The sequence below is a fragment of the Streptomyces dengpaensis genome, from assembly GCF_002946835.1.
Classification (GTDB): Bacteria; Actinomycetota; Actinomycetes; order Streptomycetales; family Streptomycetaceae; genus Streptomyces; species Streptomyces dengpaensis.
The window spans coordinates 3,804,477-3,825,150 of record NZ_CP026652.1 but is presented as its reverse complement, the minus strand read 5'-3'; the positions used below and the strand labels follow the sequence as shown (position 1 = coordinate 3,825,150).

The 20,674-nt window shown below is 67.7% G+C and carries 16 protein-coding genes and 2 rRNA genes; 15 read left to right on the top strand and 3 right to left on the bottom strand.

Annotation, left to right across the window (positions count from 1 at the left end):
- The first annotated feature begins 65 nt into the window (after positions 1-65).
- The 10 genes from C4B68_RS17485 to C4B68_RS17440 all read left to right on the top strand — a co-directional run bounded on the left by C4B68_RS17485 (position 66) and on the right by C4B68_RS17440 (position 10,742).
- Positions 66-3,185: ribosomal RNA gene (locus C4B68_RS17485) — 23S ribosomal RNA — on the top strand.
- A 92-nt stretch (positions 3,186-3,277) separates the two neighbouring features.
- Positions 3,278-3,394 (top strand): 5S ribosomal RNA (gene rrf, locus C4B68_RS17480).
- A 62-nt stretch (positions 3,395-3,456) separates the two neighbouring features.
- On the top strand, positions 3,457-4,101 hold the full coding sequence (locus C4B68_RS17475) for an HAD family hydrolase (RefSeq protein WP_099506164.1): 645 nt from the start codon (positions 3,457-3,459) through the stop codon (positions 4,099-4,101).
- Positions 4,102-4,286: 185 nt separating this feature from the next.
- Complete coding sequence (locus C4B68_RS17470) at positions 4,287-5,495, top strand: MFS transporter (protein ID WP_099506165.1); 1,209 nt, start codon at positions 4,287-4,289, stop codon at positions 5,493-5,495.
- The gene (locus C4B68_RS17465; RefSeq protein WP_099506201.1) at positions 5,446-6,618 is read left to right on the top strand and encodes an acetoin utilization protein AcuC; all 1,173 of its coding nucleotides are present in this window, start codon (positions 5,446-5,448) and stop codon (positions 6,616-6,618) included. Before C4B68_RS17470 ends, C4B68_RS17465 begins: the two co-directional genes overlap by 50 nt.
- A 198-nt stretch (positions 6,619-6,816) precedes the next feature.
- Positions 6,817-7,632, top strand: a complete 816-nt coding sequence (locus C4B68_RS17460) for a phosphatase (protein ID WP_099506166.1) — start codon at positions 6,817-6,819, stop codon at positions 7,630-7,632.
- A 129-nt stretch (positions 7,633-7,761) separates the two neighbouring features.
- Positions 7,762-7,974 (top strand): helix-turn-helix domain-containing protein, encoded by a 213-nt coding sequence (locus tag C4B68_RS17455; protein ID WP_004984898.1) that lies wholly within the window; start codon positions 7,762-7,764, stop codon positions 7,972-7,974.
- 141 nt (positions 7,975-8,115) lie between these two features.
- A complete protein-coding gene (locus C4B68_RS17450) occupies positions 8,116-8,214 on the top strand; it encodes a 30S ribosomal protein bS22 (protein WP_003948845.1) in 99 nt (32 codons plus the stop codon).
- 396 nt (positions 8,215-8,610) lie between these two features.
- Positions 8,611-9,672 (top strand): NAD-dependent epimerase/dehydratase family protein, encoded by a 1,062-nt coding sequence (locus tag C4B68_RS17445; protein WP_099506167.1) that lies wholly within the window; start codon positions 8,611-8,613, stop codon positions 9,670-9,672.
- 14 nt (positions 9,673-9,686) lie between these two features.
- The gene (locus C4B68_RS17440) at positions 9,687-10,742 is read left to right on the top strand and encodes a lysophospholipid acyltransferase family protein (protein WP_099506168.1); all 1,056 of its coding nucleotides are present in this window, start codon (positions 9,687-9,689) and stop codon (positions 10,740-10,742) included.
- 82 nt (positions 10,743-10,824) lie between these two features.
- Here the strand turns inward: C4B68_RS17440 and C4B68_RS17435 are convergent, their stop codons facing one another.
- From C4B68_RS17435 to C4B68_RS17420, 3 genes are all read right to left on the bottom strand, one after another.
- Entirely contained in the window at positions 10,825-12,051 is a 1,227-nt protein-coding gene (locus tag C4B68_RS17435; RefSeq protein WP_099506169.1) for a DUF5667 domain-containing protein, read from the bottom strand.
- Positions 12,052-12,306: 255 nt separating this feature from the next.
- The gene (locus tag C4B68_RS17430; protein WP_099506170.1) at positions 12,307-13,077 is read right to left on the bottom strand and encodes an ECF subfamily RNA polymerase sigma factor, BldN family; all 771 of its coding nucleotides are present in this window, start codon (positions 13,075-13,077) and stop codon (positions 12,307-12,309) included.
- Positions 13,078-13,805: 728 nt separating this feature from the next.
- On the bottom strand, positions 13,806-14,738 hold the full coding sequence (locus C4B68_RS17420) for an HAD family hydrolase (RefSeq protein ID WP_099506172.1): 933 nt from the start codon (positions 14,736-14,738) through the stop codon (positions 13,806-13,808).
- Between the two features lie 152 nt (positions 14,739-14,890).
- On the opposite strand from C4B68_RS17420, the gene C4B68_RS17415 reads away from it, so the two are divergent.
- The 5 genes from C4B68_RS17415 (at position 14,891) to C4B68_RS17395 (ending at position 20,615) form a co-directional block, all read left to right on the top strand.
- Complete coding sequence (locus C4B68_RS17415) at positions 14,891-15,190, top strand: glutaredoxin family protein (protein ID WP_099506173.1); 300 nt, start codon at positions 14,891-14,893, stop codon at positions 15,188-15,190.
- A 298-nt stretch (positions 15,191-15,488) separates the two neighbouring features.
- Complete coding sequence (locus C4B68_RS17410) at positions 15,489-16,247, top strand: redox-sensing transcriptional repressor Rex (RefSeq protein WP_099506174.1); 759 nt, start codon at positions 15,489-15,491, stop codon at positions 16,245-16,247.
- Positions 16,244-17,950, top strand: a complete 1,707-nt coding sequence (locus C4B68_RS17405; protein WP_099506175.1) for a glutamyl-tRNA reductase — start codon at positions 16,244-16,246, stop codon at positions 17,948-17,950. The genes C4B68_RS17410 and C4B68_RS17405 overlap by 4 nt, the downstream gene beginning before the upstream one ends.
- Positions 17,947-18,906 (top strand): hydroxymethylbilane synthase, encoded by a 960-nt coding sequence (hemC, locus tag C4B68_RS17400; RefSeq protein ID WP_099506176.1) that lies wholly within the window; start codon positions 17,947-17,949, stop codon positions 18,904-18,906. Before C4B68_RS17405 ends, hemC begins: the two co-directional genes overlap by 4 nt.
- Complete coding sequence (locus C4B68_RS17395; protein ID WP_099506177.1) at positions 18,903-20,615, top strand: bifunctional uroporphyrinogen-III C-methyltransferase/uroporphyrinogen-III synthase; 1,713 nt, start codon at positions 18,903-18,905, stop codon at positions 20,613-20,615. The genes hemC and C4B68_RS17395 overlap by 4 nt, the downstream gene beginning before the upstream one ends.
- Positions 20,616-20,674 lie beyond the last annotated feature (59 nt).

Sequence of the window (20,674 nt, the reverse complement as noted above, 5' to 3'; positions counted from 1 at the left end):
ACTGGTTCGGGGTGATGGGTGGTTGGTCGTTGTTTGAGAACTGCACAGTGGACGCGAGCATCTGTGGCCAAGTTTTTAAGGGCGCACGGTGGATGCCTTGGCACCAGGAACCGATGAAGGACGTGGGAGGCCACGATAGTCCCCGGGGAGTCGTCAACCAGGCTTTGATCCGGGGGTTTCCGAATGGGGAAACCCGGCAGTCGTCATGGGCTGTCACCCGCTGCTGAACACATAGGCAGTGTGGAGGGAACGCGGGGAAGTGAAACATCTCAGTACCCGCAGGAAGAGAAAACAACCGTGATTCCGGGAGTAGTGGCGAGCGAAACTGGATGAGGCCAAACCTCAAGTGTGTGAGACCCGGCAGGGGTTGCGCTTGGGGGGTTGTGGGATCTCTCTTCTGTTGTCTGCCGGCGACAGGACGAGTCAGAAACCGTTGATGTAGGCGAAGGACATGCGAAAGGTCCGGCGTAGAGGGTAAGACCCCCGTAGTCGAAACGTCAGCGGCTCGTTTGAGAGACACCCAAGTAGCACGGGGCCCGAGAAATCCCGTGTGAATCTGGCGGGACCACCCGCTAAGCCTAAATATTCCCTGGTGACCGATAGCGGATAGTACCGTGAGGGAATGGTGAAAAGTACCGCGGGAGCGGAGTGAAATAGTACCTGAAACCGTGTGCCTACAAGCCGTGGGAGCGTCGGACACATCTTCGGATGTGTCTCGTGACTGCGTGCCTTTTGAAGAATGAGCCTGCGAGTTTGCGGTGTGTTGCGAGGTTAACCCGTGTGGGGAAGCCGTAGCGAAAGCGAGTCCGAATAGGGCGGTTTAGTAGCGCGCTCAAGACCCGAAGCGGAGTGATCTAGCCATGGGCAGGTTGAAGCGGCTGTAAGAGGTCGTGGAGGACCGAACCCACCAGGGTTGAAAACCTGGGGGATGACCTGTGGTTAGGGGTGAAAGGCCAATCAAACTCCGTGATAGCTGGTTCTCCCCGAAATGCATTTAGGTGCAGCGTCGTGTGTTTCTTGCCGGAGGTAGAGCACTGGATAGGCGATGGGCCCTACCGGGTTACTGACCTTAACCAAACTCCGAATGCCGGTAAGTGAGAGCGCGGCAGTGAGACTGTGGGGGATAAGCTCCATGGTCGAGAGGGAAACAGCCCAGAGCATCGACTAAGGCCCCTAAGCGTACGCTAAGTGGGAAAGGATGTGGAGTCGCAGAGACAACCAGGAGGTTGGCTTAGAAGCAGCCACCCTTGAAAGAGTGCGTAATAGCTCACTGGTCTAGTGATTCCGCGCCGACAATGTAGCGGGGCTCAAGCGTACCGCCGAAGTCGTGTCATTGCAGCAATACTCCCAACGGAGGCTGTGATGGGTAGGGGAGCGTCGTGTGCCGGGTGAAGCCGCGCCGGAAGGCAGTGGTGGACGGTTCACGAGTGAGAATGCAGGCATGAGTAGCGATACACACGTGAGAAACGTGTGCGCCGATTGACTAAGGGTTCCTGGGTCAAGCTGATCTGCCCAGGGTAAGTCGGGACCTAAGGCGAGGCCGACAGGCGTAGTCGATGGATAACCGGTTGATATTCCGGTACCCGCTGTGAAGCGTCAAACATCGAATCCAGTGATGCTAAGCCCGTGAAGCCGTTCCGGACCCTTCGGGGAAAGGAAAGTGGTGGAGCCGGTGACCCGAGCTGGTAGTAGGTGAGTGATGGGGTGACGCAGGAAGGTAGTCCATCCCGGGCGGTGGTTGTCCCGGGGTAAGGGTGTAGGACGTCAGGTAGGTAAATCCGCCTGGCAATTGTCTGAGACCTGATGCCGAGCCGATTGTGGTGAAGTGGATGATCCTATGCTGTCGAGAAAAGCCTCTAGCGAGTTTCATGGCGGCCCGTACCCTAAACCGACTCAGGTGGTCAGGTAGAGAATACCGAGGCGTTCGGGTGAACTATGGTTAAGGAACTCGGCAAAATGCCCCCGTAACTTCGGGAGAAGGGGGGCCATCACTGGTGAGGGGACTTGCTCCTCGAGCTGGGGGTGGCCGCAGAGACCAGCGAGAAGCGACTGTTTACTAAAAACACAGGTCCGTGCGAAGCCGTAAGGCGATGTATACGGACTGACGCCTGCCCGGTGCTGGAACGTTAAGGGGACCGGTTAGTCAGGATTCGTCTTGGCGAAGCTGAGAACTTAAGCGCCAGTAAACGGCGGTGGTAACTATAACCATCCTAAGGTAGCGAAATTCCTTGTCGGGTAAGTTCCGACCTGCACGAATGGCGTAACGACTTCTCGACTGTCTCAACCATAGGCCCGGTGAAATTGCACTACGAGTAAAGATGCTCGTTTCGCGCAGCAGGACGGAAAGACCCCGGGACCTTTACTGCAGTTTGATATTGGTGTTCGGTTCGGCTTGTGTAGGATAGCTGGGAGACTGTGAAGCAGGCACGCCAGTGTTTGTGGAGTCGTCGTTGAAATACCAGTCTGGTCGTGCTGGATGTCTAACCTGGGTCCGTGATCCGGATCAGGGACAGTGTCTGATGGGTAGTTTAACTGGGGCGGTTGCCTCCCAAAGGGTAACGGAGGCGCCCAAAGGTTCCCTCAGCCTGGTTGGCAATCAGGTGTTGAGTGTAAGTGCACAAGGGAGCTTGACTGTGAGACCGACGGGTCGAGCAGGGACGAAAGTCGGGACTAGTGATCCGGCGGTGGCTTGTGGAAGCGCCGTCGCTCAACGGATAAAAGGTACCCCGGGGATAACAGGCTGATCTTCCCCAAGAGTCCATATCGACGGGATGGTTTGGCACCTCGATGTCGGCTCGTCGCATCCTGGGGCTGGAGTCGGTCCCAAGGGTTGGGCTGTTCGCCCATTAAAGCGGTACGCGAGCTGGGTTTAGAACGTCGTGAGACAGTTCGGTCCCTATCCGCTGTGCGCGTAGGAGTCTTGAGAAGGGCTGTCCCTAGTACGAGAGGACCGGGACGGACGAACCTCTGGTGTGCCAGTTGTCCTGCCAAGGGCATGGCTGGTTGGCTACGTTCGGGAGGGATAACCGCTGAAAGCATCTAAGCGGGAAGCCTGCTTCGAGATGAGGACTCCCACCCCCTTGAGGGGTTAAGGCTCCCAGTAGACGACTGGGTTGATAGGCCAGATCTGGAAGCGCCGTAAGGTGTGGAGGTGACTGGTACTAATAGGCCGAGGGCTTGTCCTCAGTTGCTCGCGTCCACTGTGTTGGTTCTGAAACCACGAACAACCCCGTTGTCGGGCCACGGCGACGGTGCGGTATTCACAGTTTCATAGTGTTTCGGTGGTCATAGCGTGAGGGAAACGCCCGGTTACATTCCGAACCCGGAAGCTAAGCCTTACAGCGCCGATGGTACTGCAGGGGGGACCCTGTGGGAGAGTAGGACGCCGCCGAACTAATCGTAGAGAAAACCCCCTTGCCGAATGGCAGGGGGGTTTTCTGCGTTTAGGGTCGAGTCATGCGCTACGACCTGGTCATCTTCGACAACGACGGCGTCCTCGTGGACAGTGAGCCGATATCCAACACCATCCTGGCCGCCTATCTCACCGAGCTCGGACACCCGACCTCGTACGAGGACTCGATCAGGGACTACATGGGGGCGGCCATGCATCGCATCCACGACCTCGTCCAGGAGCGTAGCGGCGGGCGGCTGCCGGACGACTTCGACGACGTCTTCCATGGGCGCGTCTTCGCCGCCTTTGAGCGGGAGTTGGAGCCCGTTCCCGGCGCCGTGCAGGTCCTTGAGAAGCTGGCCGCGGACGGCGTGCGGTACTGCGTGGCCTCGTCCGGGAGCCATGAGCGGATTCGGGTGGGGCATCGGAAGACCGGGCTCGACCGGTGGTTCGACGAGGGGCGCGTTTTCAGTTCGCAGGACGTGGGGCGGGGCAAGCCGGCGCCGGATCTGTTTCTGCACGCGGCCGACAGGATGGGCGTACCGCCGCAGAAGTGTGTCGTTGTCGAGGACAGTCCGCTCGGGGTGCAGGCGGCGAACGCTGCCGGGATGGATGTGTACGGGTTCACGGCCATGACGCCCGCCGCCAAGCTGGCCGGTGCCACGCGACTCTTCGGTGACATGGGCGAGTTGGCCGACCTGTTCGTATGACCGTCTCCGGGGAGTTGCCCGGGGATGACGCTCGGGGAGGAGCCGGCCTGGCAGGCTGCCCACCATGCCTCGGCCTGGCAGGCTGCCGACCATGCCCGGTGAGCGGGCCTCATCCGCAGAGCTGAGCAGAATTCATCTTCGGCTTGATCTACCCACCGGTAGGCCGGAGCCCTACGCTCGCCGCCATGACTGATGTGCTGCGGCGCGGTCGGGCTTCTTTGGCATTCAGCTTCTTCGTTCAAGGCGTCGCCTTCGCGCTGCTCGTGACGCGCATTCCAGCCATCCAGGACCGTTACGGCGTCTCCGACGCGCTGCTGCCCGCCTTCCTGGCCGCCGTGCCGATCCTCGCCGGAGCCGGGAGCGTGGCGACCGAGCACCTGGTCAAGCGCATACGGCCGAGCCGGCTGCTGCGCTGGTCGCAGCCCGTCGTGCTGCTGGCGCTGCTCGGCGTCGCGGCGGGGGACCAGGTGGCCGAACTGGCGGTGGCCCTCGGTGCCTTCGGGCTCGCGGTCGGCGTGCTCGACGCCTCGATGAACATGCTCGGGGTGAGCCTGCAGTGGACGTACGGGCGCAGCATCATGCTCGGCTTTCACGCGGCGTACAGCCTCGGTGGGATCGTCGGCGCCTCGCTCGCGTGGGCGGGGGCGTACTGGCACCTCTCGCTCCTGGTGTCGTATCTGCCGGTCGTGCTGGTGCTGCTGCCCGCGGCGTTCGTCGGGAGTCGGTGGTACGTCGACGGGGGCGCCCCCGATGAGAAGGAGGCGGCCGAGGGCGGGCCCGTCGTCTTCAAGCTGTTGCTGCCGCTCTGTCTGGTGATGACGTTCGCGTACATCGGGGACTCGACGGTCTCCAACTGGAGTGCGAAGTATCTGCAGGACGTGCTGGGCAGTTCGGAGCAGCTGGCGACGGTTCCGTACAACGTGTACATGGTGATGACCCTGGCGGGGCGTGCCGTCGGGGACTTCGGGGTGCGGCGGTTCGGTGCCGTGGCCGTCGTACGCCTGGGGGCGGTCGTCGCGGCGCTCGGGTTCGCCGTGGTGGCGGTGGCGCCCGGGGCGTGGGTGGGGATGCTGGGGTTCACTCTGCTGGGGCTCGGGCTGTGTGTGATCGTGCCGCAGACCTTCGCGGCCGCCGGGCGGCTCTTCCCGGGGGCTTCGGACACCGCCATCGCGCGGCTCAACATCTTCAACTACGTGGGGTTCCTGATCGGTTCGCCGTTGGTGGGCGCGTTGGGGGACGTCTGGAACTACCGCGGCGCCATGCTCGTACCGATGGTGCTCGTCCTGGTGACCTTGGGGTATGCCCGGTCGTTCGATCCTCAACCGGACCGATACGGTGACCGGCATGAGCGGCCACGCACAGCTGATGTGGGACGAGGCGGTAACGGGCTATGACTTCGGTCCGGATCATCCGATGGATCCGGTCCGGCTCGCGCTGACCCGGCGACTGATCGGCGCCTTCGGTCTCGACCGCGAGGTCGACGTGGTCGCGGCGAAACCGGCCGGGGAGTCGACGCTGCGGCTCGTACACCGCGAGGACTACGTCGAGGCGGTCAAGGCCGCGTCCGCCGATCCCGAGGCCGCTGACCCCTCGTACGGGCTCGGGACCATGGACGATCCCGCCTTCGCGGGGATGCACGAGGTGTCGGCCCTGATCGCCGGGCAGTCGGTCGGGGCGGCCGAGGCGGTGTGGCACGGGGACGCGCTGCACGCGGTGAACTTCGCGGGCGGGCTCCACCACGCGATGCCCGGGGGCGCGTCGGGGTTCTGCATCTACAACGACGCCTCGCTGGCGATCGCGCGGCTGCTTGAGCTGGGGGCCGAACGGGTGGCGTATGTGGATGTGGACGTGCACCACGGGGACGGTGTGCAGGCCGCGTTCTGGGAGGACCCCCGGGTGCTGACGATCTCGTTGCACGAGCATCCGCGGACGTTGTTCCCGCAGACCGGGTGGCCGGAGGAGACGGGGGGCGACTCGGCGGAGGGGTCCGCCGTCAATGTCGCGCTGCCGGCCGGGACCGGGGATGCGGGGTGGCTGCGGGCCTTTCACTCCGTGGTGCCCGAGCTGATGGCCGACTTCCGGCCGCAGGTGCTCGTCACGCAGCACGGGGCCGATACGCACTTCGAGGACCCGCTCGCGCACCTCGCCGTGTCGCTTGATGCGCAGCGGGCTGTGCAGGTGGCCTGTCATGAGCTGGCGCACGAGTACGCGGAGGGGCGGTGGGTTGCGCTGGGGGGTGGGGGGTACGCCGTCGTGGATGTCGTGCCACGGTCGTGGACGCATCTCGTCGCTGTCGCGGCGGGGCGGGCTGTTGAGCCCGAGACGGTGATTCCTGAGAGCTGGCGGCAGGAAGTCTTCGCGCGTACGCGGCAGTTGGCGCCCGCACGGATGACTGACGGGCGGTGGCCGGTGTCCTGGAAGGGGTGGGAGGCGGGGTACGACCCCGCCGACCGGGTTGATCAGGCAGTGCTTGCCACGCGGCGGGCCGTGTTTCCGTTGCGGGGGTTGTTGCCGTAGCGGTTTGTCGCCCCCTCCGCCCCTACCCGTCCCGTACCTGGGGGGCTGCCGCCCCCAGACCCCCGCCTATCGGCCTGAACGGCCTCGTCCTCAAACGCCGGACGGGCTGTAACGGGCTGGGACCCCCCGTTACGCCAACTGTGGGGCCTTTCTCCGTTTTCCGGGTGGCCCGAAGGTCAATGCGTCAGCATCGCTGTCGTGTTGAGCACCGGAGCATTGCGTGCACACCTGTTGGCCGCCCGGTTGGCCGGGCCCGTGGCCACCTCGCGGGAGGAGAGTCTGCGCAGTTATCGGCTCTTCGCCGCCCGTGATCCCCGCGTACTGCTCGGGCTTGATCCCGAATGGACCTGGCAGCAGCGGGACTTGATCGAGTTGATGGCCGACAAGTGTGGGGTTTCGGCCGATCCGACGCACACGACGGGGCATGATGTGATCGATCCCGAGCGGACCCTGGCGGCTCTCGACGCCTTCGCGGAGAGGGTCGAGGAGGCCGCCCGTAACCGCGAACCCGTACTCCTCGGCACCGGTCATCCGCATCGGCTGATCGGTTTCTACGCCGCGCTGGCGGACGCCCTGTCGGCGGCGGGATGTACCGTCCTCACCCCCGCGCAGGGTAGCTGTGTCGACATAACGACCCGGTTCGGCCTACGCACGTACAACCTTGACTACGTACAAGGTGTCGCGCTGGTGCGCGAACCCGGCGTGCGGGACACCGGTCGCGCGACCGGCGCACACACCCACTCACCCCTCCCGGTTCGGACCGCTCTGGCCGCCGCCGCGGAGTCCGGCGGGCCGCTCCCTGAGCTGGTTATCGGAGACCACGGATGGGTCTGCGGAGCAGGTCAGCTGGGGTTCGAGGCCATGGGTTTGGCCGATACGGACGATCCTGCGCTCTTCGTCGGAGAGGCAGAGGGGCGGGTGTCCGTCGTCGTTCCGCTTGATGACGCTGTGCGGTCTGATTACTACCGACCGCTTACTCGCTATGTACTCAATCGAGCGTGTCTGTCACAGTAGGCGGCCGATGCCATCCCCTCTTCCCCACTCGCATCACACGCCCCTACATTGGGGAGTGAGCACGCAACGACGAAGAGTCACCGGAAGGGGAAGCCGGTGGCCGTCGAGTGCGGAAGGTTCAGGTGTGTCATGGCTGCAGCTGGCGAGAGGCCTCTGAACGAGGTTCAGTTCCTGACCGTGGCGGAAGTCGCCTCGGTGATGCGAGTGTCGAAGATGACCGTGTACCGCTTGGTGCACAGCGGTCATCTGCCGGCGATCCGGGTGGGAAGGTCCTTCCGGGTGCCGGAGCAAGCGGTTCACGAGTACCTCCGTGAGAGCTATGTGGGGGTGGAGACGGCCTGACGGTATTCCGGGAGACCCTGCAAGATCTCCCGGAACACCTCGATTACGACCTCAGCGCTCGGACGGGTAGGCTGGCCCCTCATAGGTCGTGTGGGCCCATGCAGCCCAGCACCGAGTAAAGAGAAGTGAGCGAGGGTAGTCGTGGGCTCTGTTATCAAGAAGCGGCGCAAGCGGATGGCGAAGAAGAAGCACCGCAAGCTGCTCAAGCGCACGCGCGTTCAGCGTCGCAACAAGAAGTAGTCCGCGGAGAACTGCGATCAGCGGTTCACCGAGGACTACTTACGGCGCAACGCCGCGAGAGCGTGTTCTGCGGCCCCCCACCAAGCACTGGTGGGGGGCCGCAGTCATGTCCCGCATTTTCCGATCACGTATTCCGATCACGCGAGTCCCACGTGTCCCGATCACGCGAGTCCCACGCATCCCGATCAGGCGAGCGACCGCCCGAGCGATTGCCCGAGCCCTGTGCGTACGCCTGTGGGCCGAATGGCTTGGTCTGTTCGTACGTCTGTGGATGTCGTCACTTCGTGCATCGGGCGGTCATCACAGCGCAACATCAACCCGCTAAGTTGGCGCACACGGGGTACACGGCAGGGTGCGAGCGGAGCTACGTCCAGTTCTGGAAGAAAGGCGCTGATCTTGGGGAAGGTCGTGCTCGTGACCGGAGTGGCCCGGCAGCTGGGGGGCCGGTTCGTACGACGGATCCAGCGTGATCCACAGGTGGACCGGGTGATCGCCGTGGACGCGGTCCCGCCCGAGCACCTTCTGGGCGGCGCCGACTTCGTCCAGGCGGACATCCGGCAGCCCACCATCGCGCGGGTGCTAGCCGAGCACTCCGTCGACACGGTCGTTCACATGGACGTAACGGGCACGGCGCTGGGCTCAGGCAGCCGGACCACGGTCAAGGAGACCAACGTCATCGGCACCATGCAGCTGCTGGGTGCCTGCCAGAAGTCCCCGACGGTCAAGCGGCTCGTCGTGAAGTCCAGCACGAACGTCTACGGGTCCGCGCCCCGCGACCCCGCCGTCTTCACCGAGACCACCCCGCCCAAGTCGCTGCCCAGCGGCGGCTTCGCGAAGGACACGGTGGAGGTCGAGGGGTACGTACGAGGGTTCGCGCGGCGGCGGCCCGACGTGGCCGTGTGTGTGCTGCGGTTCGCGAACATCCTGGGGCCGAGCGCGGACTCCCCGCTCGCCGCCTACTTCTCGCTGCCCGTGCTGCCCACCGTGTTCGGCTACGACCCGCGGCTGCAGTTCGTGCACGAGGACGACGTCATCGACGTGCTGCGGATCGCCTCGCACGAACCCGAGCGCGGGACGCTCAACAGCGGCACCTTCAACATCGCGGGCGACGGCGTCCTGCTGCTCTCCCAGTGCTCACGGCGCCTCGGCCGTCCCACCGTGCCGCTGCTGCTGCCCGCGCTCTCCTGGGCGGGCACGGCGGTGCGTACGCTGGGCGTCACGGACTTCTCGCCGGAACAGCTGCGGCTGCTCACGCACGGCAGGGTCGTGGCCACCAACCAGATGCGCGAAACGCTGGGATTCAAGCCGAAGTACACGACGGCGGAGACCTTCGCGGACTTCGCCCGCAGCCGGGGCCCCGGACTGCTGCCCCCCGAGGCCCTTGCGGGGGCCGTCGACCGGATCGCCGCGCTGCCCCACCTGGGCGGCGGCCACCCCCCGACGCAGAGCGCCACATGAGGAGCGCATCAACGATGGCGGACGCCAAGGTCATTCCGTTCGACGACGACCGCTCGCGCGGGGGCGCGGTGCAGCGCCCGCCGCGGCGGCGGACCGCGGGGAGCCGGCGCAAGGGCGAGCCCGCGGTGGTACGCGAGGTACAGCCCCTGCCCGGGCGGGTTCCCGCACAGGATGATGTCCCTGTGACACGTGAGGAACAGCCGCCCCAGAAGGCCCCGGAGGGCTCCGGCAGCGGCCTGGAGCGGCGCATCGCGGGCGGCCTGTCCTTCCTGCGCCGTCGGCTCACGGGCGAGTACGAGATCGACGACTTCGGCTACGACGCCGAGCTCACCGACCAGGTCCTGATGTCCCTGCTCCGTCCCCTCTACGACAAATACTTCCGCGTCGAGGTGAAGGGCATCGAGAACATCCCGTCCGAGGGCGGGGCGCTGATCGTCGCCAACCACTCAGGGACGCTCCCGCTGGACGGCCTGATGATGCAGGTCGCCGTCCACGACAACCATCCCTCGGGCCGCCACCTCCGTCTCCTAGCCGCAGACCTGGTCTTCATGCTGCCGGTCGTCAACGAGCTGGCCCGCAAGGCCGGTCACACCCTCGCCTGCGCCGAGGACGCCGAACGGCTCCTGGAGCGCGGTGAACTGGTCGGCGTGATGCCCGAAGGCTTCAAGGGCATCGGCAAGCCGTTCAGCGAGCGCTACAAGCTCCAGCGCTTCGGCCGCGGCGGCTTCGTCTCCACCGCCCTGCGCCAGGGCACCCCGATCATCCCGTGCTCGATCGTCGGTGCGGAGGAGATCTACCCGATGATCGGCAACGCGAAGACCCTCGCGCGCCTCCTCGGCTTCCCGTACTTCCCGATCACCCCGACCTTCCCGTGGCTCGGCCCGCTCGGCGCCGTCCCCCTGCCCACGAAGTGGACGATCCAGTTCGGCGAGCCGATCCCCACAGAGGGCTATCCGCCGGAGGCGGCCGAGGACCCGATGCTGATGTTCAACCTGACGGACCAGGTCAGAGAACAGATCCAGCACACGCTGTACAAGCTGCTGGTGCAGCGCCGGTCGGTGTTCTTCTGATCGTTCCTCAACGTCTGATCGTTCCTGTACGTCGATGGGGGCGCCCTTCTCGGGAAGGGCGCCCCCATCGACGTAAACGCTCCTACTCGGTGTCCTCGCCGTCGATGCCCAGGCCCGGCAGGAGGCCGGGCAGCAGGGGCGGCAGCGTGACGTCCGGGCCGCCGGGTGTGCTGCTGTTGCTGCTGGACGGGGACGAACTGGCGCTGTTCTTGGGCGGGTCCAGGAGGCCGCCCGTGTTGCCGCCGAGGAGGCCGTCGCTGCTGCTGCCCGAGCTGGAGGGGTTGGGCTTGCCGCTGCTGTGGCGTCCGCTGGAGGAGCCGCTCGGGGTGCTGGGCGCGGGCCCGTCCGTGCGGGGCGACCCGGCGGACTCCTCGCTGTTGCCCCGGTGACGGCCCGTGCCTTCCGGCGCGGGCGTCTGGGGGAGCAGCGAGCGTAGCGGCTCGACCTCTTCGTCTATGGCGTCGAAGACGGACGAGACCTCGCTGCTCACATCCCCGAGCTGGAACGGCAGCCGGTCGCGCAGTGCGCCCCAGGCCCCGCGGTGCGACTGGGAGAAGGCGGACAGGGCCTGGATGGGGCCCAGTGAGCCGTCCCGCTCGTACGCCTCGTGCAGAAGGCGGTGGCCCTCGGAGGCGTCGTGCCGCATGCCGGTCAGGGCGCGCCGGATCTCGCCCACGGCCTCGTGGTCGAGCTGTCCGTCGCGGCCGCGCTCCAGCAGCCGGCGTGCCTCGCTGAGTCGCGTCGAGGCCTGGTCGAGGTAGAGCTCGCCGCGGTGGCCGTCTCCTTCGGCCAGGCCCAGTTTGATGTCCTCCATGCCCCGCTTGAGGCCGTAGAGCGAGTCACCGGGCAGGGCGTCGGAGCTGGCCGCGGCCACGCCGCCGAAGGCTCCCGCAGCCACACCGACGGTGAGCCCGCCCGCGGCGAGGCCCTTCGACAACCGGGAACGCGGTCGCAACTTCCCCAGCCCGCTCGCCCGGTGCGCGCCCCTGGCCCGATGGGACCGCTGCTCGGGCAGCGAACGGTCGGGACCCTCGCCTCCGGCGGCGGTGCCCTCCAGCAGCATGGCCTCCATCGCGGCGACGAGCTGGGCTCGCTGCACGACCTTGACCTCGGGGTCCAGCTCCGGTTTGGGCAGCTCGCCGAGACCGGTGGCGAGGGCCAACAGCAGGCCCTGCTCGGTCTGTTCCGACGCAGCCTGGGACGGTGCCGATCCATCGGGCTGCTCGGCCGCCGTGCCCTGGTCGGACTGCTCCTCCAGGGCCTGGGCGAAGGCGTGCGCCCGCCGGTGTGCCGATACGTTCGCGATCACTGGCGGCACCTCCTCTCGTCATGACGGTCGACTCCCCAGGGGGTCCTGAGGGTTGCACGTCCTGAGCGCATCCACACGATCGAGTGATCAGCGATGGCCAGGACGTGACCACAGGGAGCCTGTATCCCGCACAACGAGCGTCGCGGCACTTGGGTTACGGACGACGGATGATCGGACCACGAAGTCAACAGGCTTTTACAGAAAGTGAGTTGACGGTAGCTGAACGTATGGATCCGTGTGCGGCAGGGGCGTTGCTCAGCGGGCGTCGTCCGGGAGGAGCCGGGCGAGGGTGCGCACGGCTCGGTACTGGAGGGTCTTGATGGCGCCCTCGTTCTTGCCCATCACGCGGGCGGTCTCGGCGACGGACAGCCCCTGGAGGAAGCGGAGCGTCACGCACTCCTGCTGCTGGGGGTTGAGCCGCCGTACGGCGTCGAGGAGCGCGGCGTTGGAGAGCGACTCCAGGACGGAGTCCTCGGGGGACCGCTCGACCTCGTTGGCGTCGAGCATCTCCCCGGTCGTGACCTCCAGCCGGAAGCGGCTGGACTTGAAGTGATCCGCGACGAGGTTGCGGGCGATGGTGACGAGCCAGGCGCCGAAGTCGCGGCCCTGCCAGGTGAAGGTGCCGATGCGGCGCAGGGCGCGGAGGAAGGTCTCGCTCGTCAGGTCTTCCGCGGTGGCCTTACCTCCCACCCGGTAGTAGATGTACCGGTACACGGTGTCGCTGTACTGGTCGTAGAGGCGCCCGAAGGCGTCGGCCTCGCCGGACTGGGCGCGCTCCACGAGGTCCATCATCCGGGCGCTGTCGCTGTCCGCGGCCGGGCGGCGTGCGGTGGTGGCCGCGCCCGAGCGGCCCCGTCTGCCGACCGCCGCGTTGCCCTCGGCCAGGGCGTAGCAGGGGCCGACGGGCGCGGGGGCGGCGAGGGCGGGGACGGCGTACGCGGTGGGGACGAAGCCGCGCAGACGGTCCAGGACCGTTGCGCGCAGCGTAGCCAGGCCCGAGGCGTCAACCCCGACGTGTGAGTACACGGGACTCCCAGAGGCAGAGCTTCCATCACGTGCAGTGCGGGACCGTTCACCCGTCGTAGCGACGGAGGGGTACCGGTTTGCGTCTGAGGAGGATAACGCTTCGTACAGGCAGCGCTACACCCAGTTGCTCAAATCATCGATTACGTCGCTTCTGTTGCTGATCGACGCCTTATCAAGTGCCGGTCGGTGACCGGTTGTTGACCGAATCAGTCCGCGTTCCGTTTGAGTGCGGGGCGTGTTGTGGCCGCCTGCGCGGAACGGGACTGGCGGGGGTCCCTTCCGGGTAGGACCGCAGATTGGTTTCGCCCCCGCCGCCCCGTACCTGGGGGCTGCCGCCCCCAGCCCCCCGCATCGGCCTGAACGGCCTCGTCCTCAAACGCCGGACGGGCTAAAAGGCTTCGCCGGACGGGCTAAAAGCTTTCGCCGGACGGGCTGAAAGATCTGGGCGCGCGCCCCCACGCACCCGCAGTCGCCAGCGCACGGGAGGGGCCGTGCCGGTACATCACATGCCCGTCGCCCCGTTCGGATCTGGAGACGGTTCCTGTAATCCAACGTCTGATCCACCGGCCACGACGGGCGGATGTACCGGCACGGCCCCGACCCACCACCGGCGGAAAGCGACCCACCCACCGGCGGATAGCGACCCACCCACCGGCGGATAGCGACCCACCCACCGGCGGATAGCGACCGGCCCACCGGCGGAAAGCGAGCCCGCGGAACGGGAACAGTCAGCGGCGGCGCCGGTGCAGGGCGATCGCGGCCGCCGTGCCGCCCGCCACCGCGCCCACCCCGGCAGCCGCAGGGATGCCGACCTTCGCGGCCTTGCGCGCCGTGCGGTAGTCGCGCAGCCGCCAGTCGCACTCGCGCGCGTGCTTGCGGAGCTTGGTGTCGGGGTTGATGGCGTGGGGGTGGCCCACCAGCGACAGCATGGGGATGTCGTTGTGCGAGTCGGAGTACGCCGCGCAGCGGGAGAGGTCCAGGCCCTCCGCCGCGGCCAGGGCGCGTACCGCCTCCGCCTTCGCCGGGCCGTGCAGCGGTTCACCCACCAGCTTGCCCGTGTAGACGCCGTCCACCGACTCCGCCACCGTGCCGAGCGCGCCCGTCAGCCCCAGCCGGCGCGCGATCACCGTCGCGATCTCCACCGGCGCCGCCGTCACCAGCCACACCCTCTGGCCCGCGTCCAGGTGCGCCTGCGCCAGCGCCCGCGTACCCGGCCAGATGCGCTCCGCCATGTACTCGTCGTAGATCTCCTCGCCGATCGACATCAGCTCCGAGACCCGGTGGCCCTTCACGATCGACAACGCCGAGTCGCGCGCGTCCTGCATGTGCTCCGGATCCTCGACCCCGGCGAGCCTGAACCACGCCTGCTGCCAGGCGAATCGGGCGAGATCGCGTGTCTCGAAGAACTTCCGTTTGTACAGGCCCCGGCCGAAGTGGAAGAGGGCGGCGCCTTGCATCACGGTGTTGTCGAGGTCGAAGAACGCGGCGGCCTTCTCGTCGCCGAGTACCGGGAACTCCGGTTCCTCCACGGCGGCGTCGGGCGCCAGCTCTTCCAGTTCCTGCGAGGACTTGCGCGCTGCCTCCGCCGAGGCCTCGCCTGCCAACACGCTCCGCGCGGTTGCGGAGCGCCTACGGGGAGTGAGCCATCCGAGAGCGGCCATGCCGTGAGCATAGCCAGTTTGTTCGGTGCTTCCGGAGTCGAGAGGATTCGACGCTGTGAACTCTCCGCGACCGCGCCGTTAAAGAAGTGATCTGGAAGCTTCCGTACGGCGCGCGCCCGGGCCCCGTCCCGTACCGCGCCCGAAGCGCGAGAATGGCCGGTATGAGTCCCATGTTCCGGCGCAGCGACCGCCGTACGGAGAGCAAGGCACCCGAGCACCGCCTGGTCACTCTGATCAGGAAGCCCGGGTGTCACCTGTGTGATGACGCAGAACTGGTGATCGAGAAGGTATGTGCCGAACTCGGGGTCCCCTGGGAGCAGAAGGACATCACCCTCGACGAGGAACTGCATCGCGCGTACTGGGAGCAGATCCCGGTCGTCCTGGTCGACGGCGCCCAGCACACGTTCTGGCGCGTGGACGAGGAACGCCTTCGCAAAGCCCTCGCGCGGTGAAATCCGCTGACCGGGCAGTCCAAGTGGCTCGGAAAGTCGCTTAGGATCGACGGCGATTGGTCTCGGGGGCGGGATTCGTTGAGGAGAGTGTGCGGTTTTGCCCCCTTCAGGCGTGGAACGAAGCTGCGCGCGCGCCGGTTCCATACGCGCGCGCCGGGCCCGCGTGACCCCGGTCACGTTGGCCGGGCAAATCGGACACCATCTTTGTGCACGCGTTCACAAAGACATAGCCTGCATTCGACGGGGCGGTCTAGGTACGGGTGACCGCCTGCAGCCCCGCGCTACCCGCAGGAGCACCGTGGCAACTGGCCGAACTCACCGACCGGCGACCCGCAGCCGAGGGATTCCCGAGGCCACCGTCGCCCGGCTTCCGCTGTACCTCCGAGCCCTCACCGCACTGTCGGAGCGCTCGGTACCCACGGTCTCCTCCGAGGAGCTCGCGGCCGCGGCGGGGGTCAACTCCGCGAAGCTGCGCAAGGATTTCTCCTACCTCGGCTCCTACGGGACCCGTGGTGTGGGCTACGACGTCGAGTATCTCGTCTACCAGATCTCCCGCGAACTGGGCCTGACCCAGGACTGGCCGGTTGTGATCGTCGGTATCGGTAACCTCGGCGCGGCACTGGCCAATTACGGAGGGTTCGCGTCCCGTGGTTTCCGGGTCGCGGCGCTGATCGACGCCGATCCCGAGATGACCGGCAAGCAGGTCGCCGGGATCACCGTGCAGCACAGCGACGACATGGAGAAGATCATCTCCGAGAACGGCGTCTCCATCGGGGTCATCACCACCCCGCCGGGCGTCGCCCAGCAGGTCTGCGAGCGGCTGGTCGCCGCCGGAGTCACCTCCATCCTCAACTTCGCGCCGACCGTCCTGTCCGTCCCGGACGGCGTCGACGTACGCAAGGTCGATCTCTCCATCGAGCTGCAGATCCTCGCGTTCCATGAGCAGCGCAAGGCCGGCGAGGAGGCCGAGGCCCAGGCGGGCGCCGTGGTCGCGGCTCACCAGGAGAGCGACGGCAAAGGGCCTGACGGGGATGTTCCCGCCGTGATGCCGGCATGAGTCTCCTCGTCGTCGGGCTGAGTCACCGCAGCGCTCCGGTCAGCGTCCTGGAGCGGGCCACGCTGTCCGCGGACGCCCAGGTCAAGCTGCTCCAGGACACCGTCGCCGCCGAGCCGGCCACCGAGGCCGCGGTGCTCGCCACCTGCAACCGCATCGAGCTGTACGCCGACGTGGACAAGTTCCACGCGGGCGTCGCCGAGCTGTCCACGCTGCTCGCCCAGCACAGCGGGGTCGGGCTCGAGGAGCTCACTCCGTACCTGTACGTGCACTACGAGGACCGGGCCGTCCACCACCTCTTCTCGGTGGCCTGCGGGCTCGACTCGATGGTCGTGGGCGAGGGCCAGATCCTCGGCCAGATCAAGGACGCGCTCGCCACCGCGCAGGAGCTGCACACCGCCGGCCGCCTGCAGAACGACCTGTTCCAGCAGTCGCTGCGGGTCGGCAAGCGCGCCCACTCCGAGACCGGCATCGACCGCGCCGGACAGTCCCTGGTCACGTTCGGCCTGGAGCAGCTGGCCTCCGGCGCCCCCGTCGACGGCTGGACCCGGGGCAAGAGGGCCCTCGTCATCGGCGCCGGCTCCATGTCCTCCCTGGCCGCCGCGACGCTCGCGCGCGCCGGGGTCGCCGAGCTCGTCATCGCCAACCGCACGCTGGAGCGCGCGGAGCGCCTCGCTCAGATCCTCACCGACGGCGAGGACACGGACGTGCTGGCCCGCGCGGTACCGATGGACGCGGTACCGGTCGAGCTGACACGTGCCGACATCGCCGTCTCCTGCACCGGCGCCACCGGGCTGGTTCTGACGGCCGAGGTCATCACGGCCGCCGTCGAGGGACGCACGGGCACTCCCGTGGCCGTACGGGACGACGTTCCGGCCGGTCCGACGGGCCACCTCGCCCCGACCAGCGTCGGCACGGAAGAGGGCTGCCCCCTCGACCTGTCCGCCGTGCAGGGCGCCACCGGCTTCTCCGTGATGGGCGAGGCCGCCGTGGCCGGCATGGACGCGGCCACGCTGGAACAGCACGCCGCCTGGGTGGACAAGGGCACCGGCACCGACGAGCGGCGCGACAGCCGTCGCATGGCCGACGCCGACGCCGAGCTCATCACCGCGCTCGCCGCCACGGTCGCCTCCGCCGGCCGCGTTCCCGAGCTCCGCCGCCCCGAGCGCGTCGTCGGGGCCCCCCGCCCCGAGCCCGTGCTCGCGCTGCTCGACCTCGCGATGCCCCGCGACATCGACGCGGCCGCGCACCGGCTGCTCGGCGTGCGCCTCGTCGACATCGAGTCGCTGGCCGAAGCGTCCGCCGACGCGCCGATGGCGGCCGACGTGGACCAGGTCCGGCGTATCGTCTCCGACGAGGTGGCGGCCTTCGGCGCCGCCCAGCGCGCCGCGCACATCACCCCGACCGTCGTGGCGCTGCGCACCATGGCCGCCGACGTCGTCGCGAACGAGATCGCGCGGCTGGAAGGACGGCTGCCGGCGCTCGACGACAAGCACCGCGCCGAGATCACGCAGACCGTGCGGCGCGTCGTCGACAAGCTGCTGCACGCGCCGACCGTACGGGTCAAGCAGCTGGCCGCCGAACCCGGTGGCGCCGGGTACGCGGACGCGCTGCGGACCCTGTTCGACCTGGACTCCGAGACGGTCGCCTCCGTCTCGCGGGCCGAGAACGACACCGAGAACGCCAGGAACCGAGGGCGAGCATGACTGAGCAGGCACTGAGGCTGGGAACCAGGCGCAGCAAGCTCGCCCTGGCCCAGTCGGGGCAGGTGGCGAATGCCGTGAGCCAGGTGACCGGACGGCCCGTCGAGCTCGTGGAGATCACGACGTACGGCGACACCTCCCGCGAGCACCTCGCGCAGATCGGCGGCACCGGCGTCTTCGTGACCGCGCTGCGCGACGCCCTGCTGCGCGGTGAGATCGACTTCGCGGTGCACTCCCTCAAGGATCTGCCGACCGCGCAGCCCGACGACCTCGTGCTGGCCGCCGTACCGCTGCGCGAGGACCCGCGCGACGTGCTCGTCGCCCGCGACGGACTCGCCTTCGCCGAGCTCCCGAACGGCGCCCGCGTCGGCACCGGTTCGCCGCGCCGCATGGCCCAGCTGAACGCGTACGCGCGCAACCACGGCATGACGATCGAGACGGTCGCCATCCGCGGGAACGTCGACACCCGCATCGGATACGTACGGAACGGGGAGCTCGACGCCGTCGTGCTCGCCGCCGCCGGAATCAACCGGATCGGCCGTAGCGACGAGGTGACCGACTTCCTGTCGGTCGACACCGTTTTGCCCGCCCCCGGCCAGGGGGCCCTCGCGATCGAGTGTGCCGCGGACAACGCGGACCTCATCGCGGCGCTCGCCGAGCTCGACGACCCGCTCACCCGGGCCGCCGTGACCGCCGAGCGGTCCCTGCTAGCCGCCCTGGAGGCCGGCTGCAGCGCGCCCGTGGGTGCGCTGGCCGATCTTCTGGCCGACGGGCAGATTGTCAAGGAAATGCGCCTGCGCGGCGTCGTCGGCACAACCGACGGCTCGACGCTGGTGCAGCTGTCCACCACCGGTCCCGTGCCCGAGACGTACGACCAAGCAATGGCGCTCGGCCGTGAACTCGCCGCCGAGATGCTTGCCAAGGGCGCGGCCGGTCTGATGGGGGAGCGAGCACATTGAGCCCCACCACCCTTCCCGCCGGTCCGGAACACGGGCACGTCACCTTCCTGGGTGCCGGACCCGGAGATCCAGGACTACTGACACTGCGCGCCGTCGAGGCGCTGGCGAAAGCGGACGTCCTCGTCGCCGAGCACGAGGTGCTCGACGTGGTCCGCGTCCACGCCAGACAAGGCGTCGCCGTCCTCACTACGGATCCGGAGACATCTTCGTCTGCGGGTACGTATGCGGGCGCAGGCACGCCTCAGCTAGCGGTTGTTGACGGCACGTCAAGAACCGTTGGTGACCCTGCGTCGAGGGACGCCGCCAATCTTGTCATGGAGGCCGCGCGGGGCGGCAAGCGGGTCGTCCGTGCGGTGTTCGGGGACCCCGGGCTCGACACGTACGCCGCCGAGGAGATGCTCGCCTGCGCCGCCGCGGGCGTCCCGTTCGAGGTGGTGCCCGGTATCGCGGCCGCCGTCGGCGTGCCCGCGTACGCGGGTGTGCCGCTGCGGGACGCGCAGGGTGTGGACGTACGGTTCGTCGACGCGCGCACGGCCTCCAGCCGCTGCTGGACCGAGATCGGCGTGTCGGACGGCACGGTGGTCGTGTCCGCGTCGCTCGACTCGGTGACCGCGGCCGCGGGCGAGCTCGTCGCGGCGGGCCGCAAGCCGGACACCCCCATGACCGTGACGATCGCCGGTACGACGACGCGTCAGCGCACCTGGTCGGCCACCCTCGGCACGATCGCGCAGACGTTGAAGCAGGCGAAGGTGCTGCCGTCCCCGGACGGCGGGCGCCCGGTGATAGCCGTGGTCGGGGAGCGGTCCGCCGCGGCTCAGCGTGAGCAACTGTCGTGGTTCGAGAGCAAGGCCTTGTTCGGCTGGAAGGTTCTCGTCCCGCGTACGAAGGAGCAGGCGGCGTCGCTCTCCGACCAGCTGCGGTCGTACGGGGCCGTGCCGCACGAGGTGCCGACGATCGCCGTCGAGCCGCCGCGGACGCCTCAGCAGATGGAGCGGGCGGTCAAGGGGCTCGTCACCGGGCGGTACGAGTGGATCGCCTTCACGTCGGTGAACGCGGTCAAGGCCGTGCGGGAGAAGTTCGAGGAGTACGGGCTCGATGCGCGGGCCTTCGCCGGCATCAAGGTCGCCGCGGTGGGCGAGCAGACCGCCAAGGCGCTGGTGGCCTTCGGTGTGAAGCCCGACCTGGTGCCGTCCGGGGAGCAGTCCGCCGCCGGGCTGCTGGAGGACTGGCCGCCGTACGACCCCGTCTTCGACCCGATCGACCGGGTGTTCCTGCCGCGGGCCGACATTGCCACGGAGACGCTGGTCGCCGGGCTGATCGAGCTGGGCTGGGAGGTCGACGACGTCACGGCCTACCGGACCGTGCGTGCCTCGCCGCCGCCGGCCGAGACGCGCGAGGCGATCAAGGGTGGCGGTTTCGACGCCGTGCTCTTCACGTCGTCGTCCACCGTGCGGAACCTCGTCGGTATCGCGGGGAAGCCGCACAATGTGACGGTGATCGCGTGTATCGGTCCTGCCACCGCCAAGACGGCGGAGGAGCACGGGCTGCGGGTCGACGTCCTGGCTCCTGAGCCGTCCGTCCACAAGCTGGCGGAGGCGCTTGCCGACTTCGGGCTGCGGCGGAGGGCTGCCGCCATCGAGGCCGGGGATCCGGTCACTCGGCCGAGCGAACGGCGACCGGGGTCGCGCAGGCGGCGTACGACGACGTGAGGTGCGGCGGAGTGCTCCTTGCTGGTGCACTTCGCCACGCTCGCTCATAAGCGAACCTC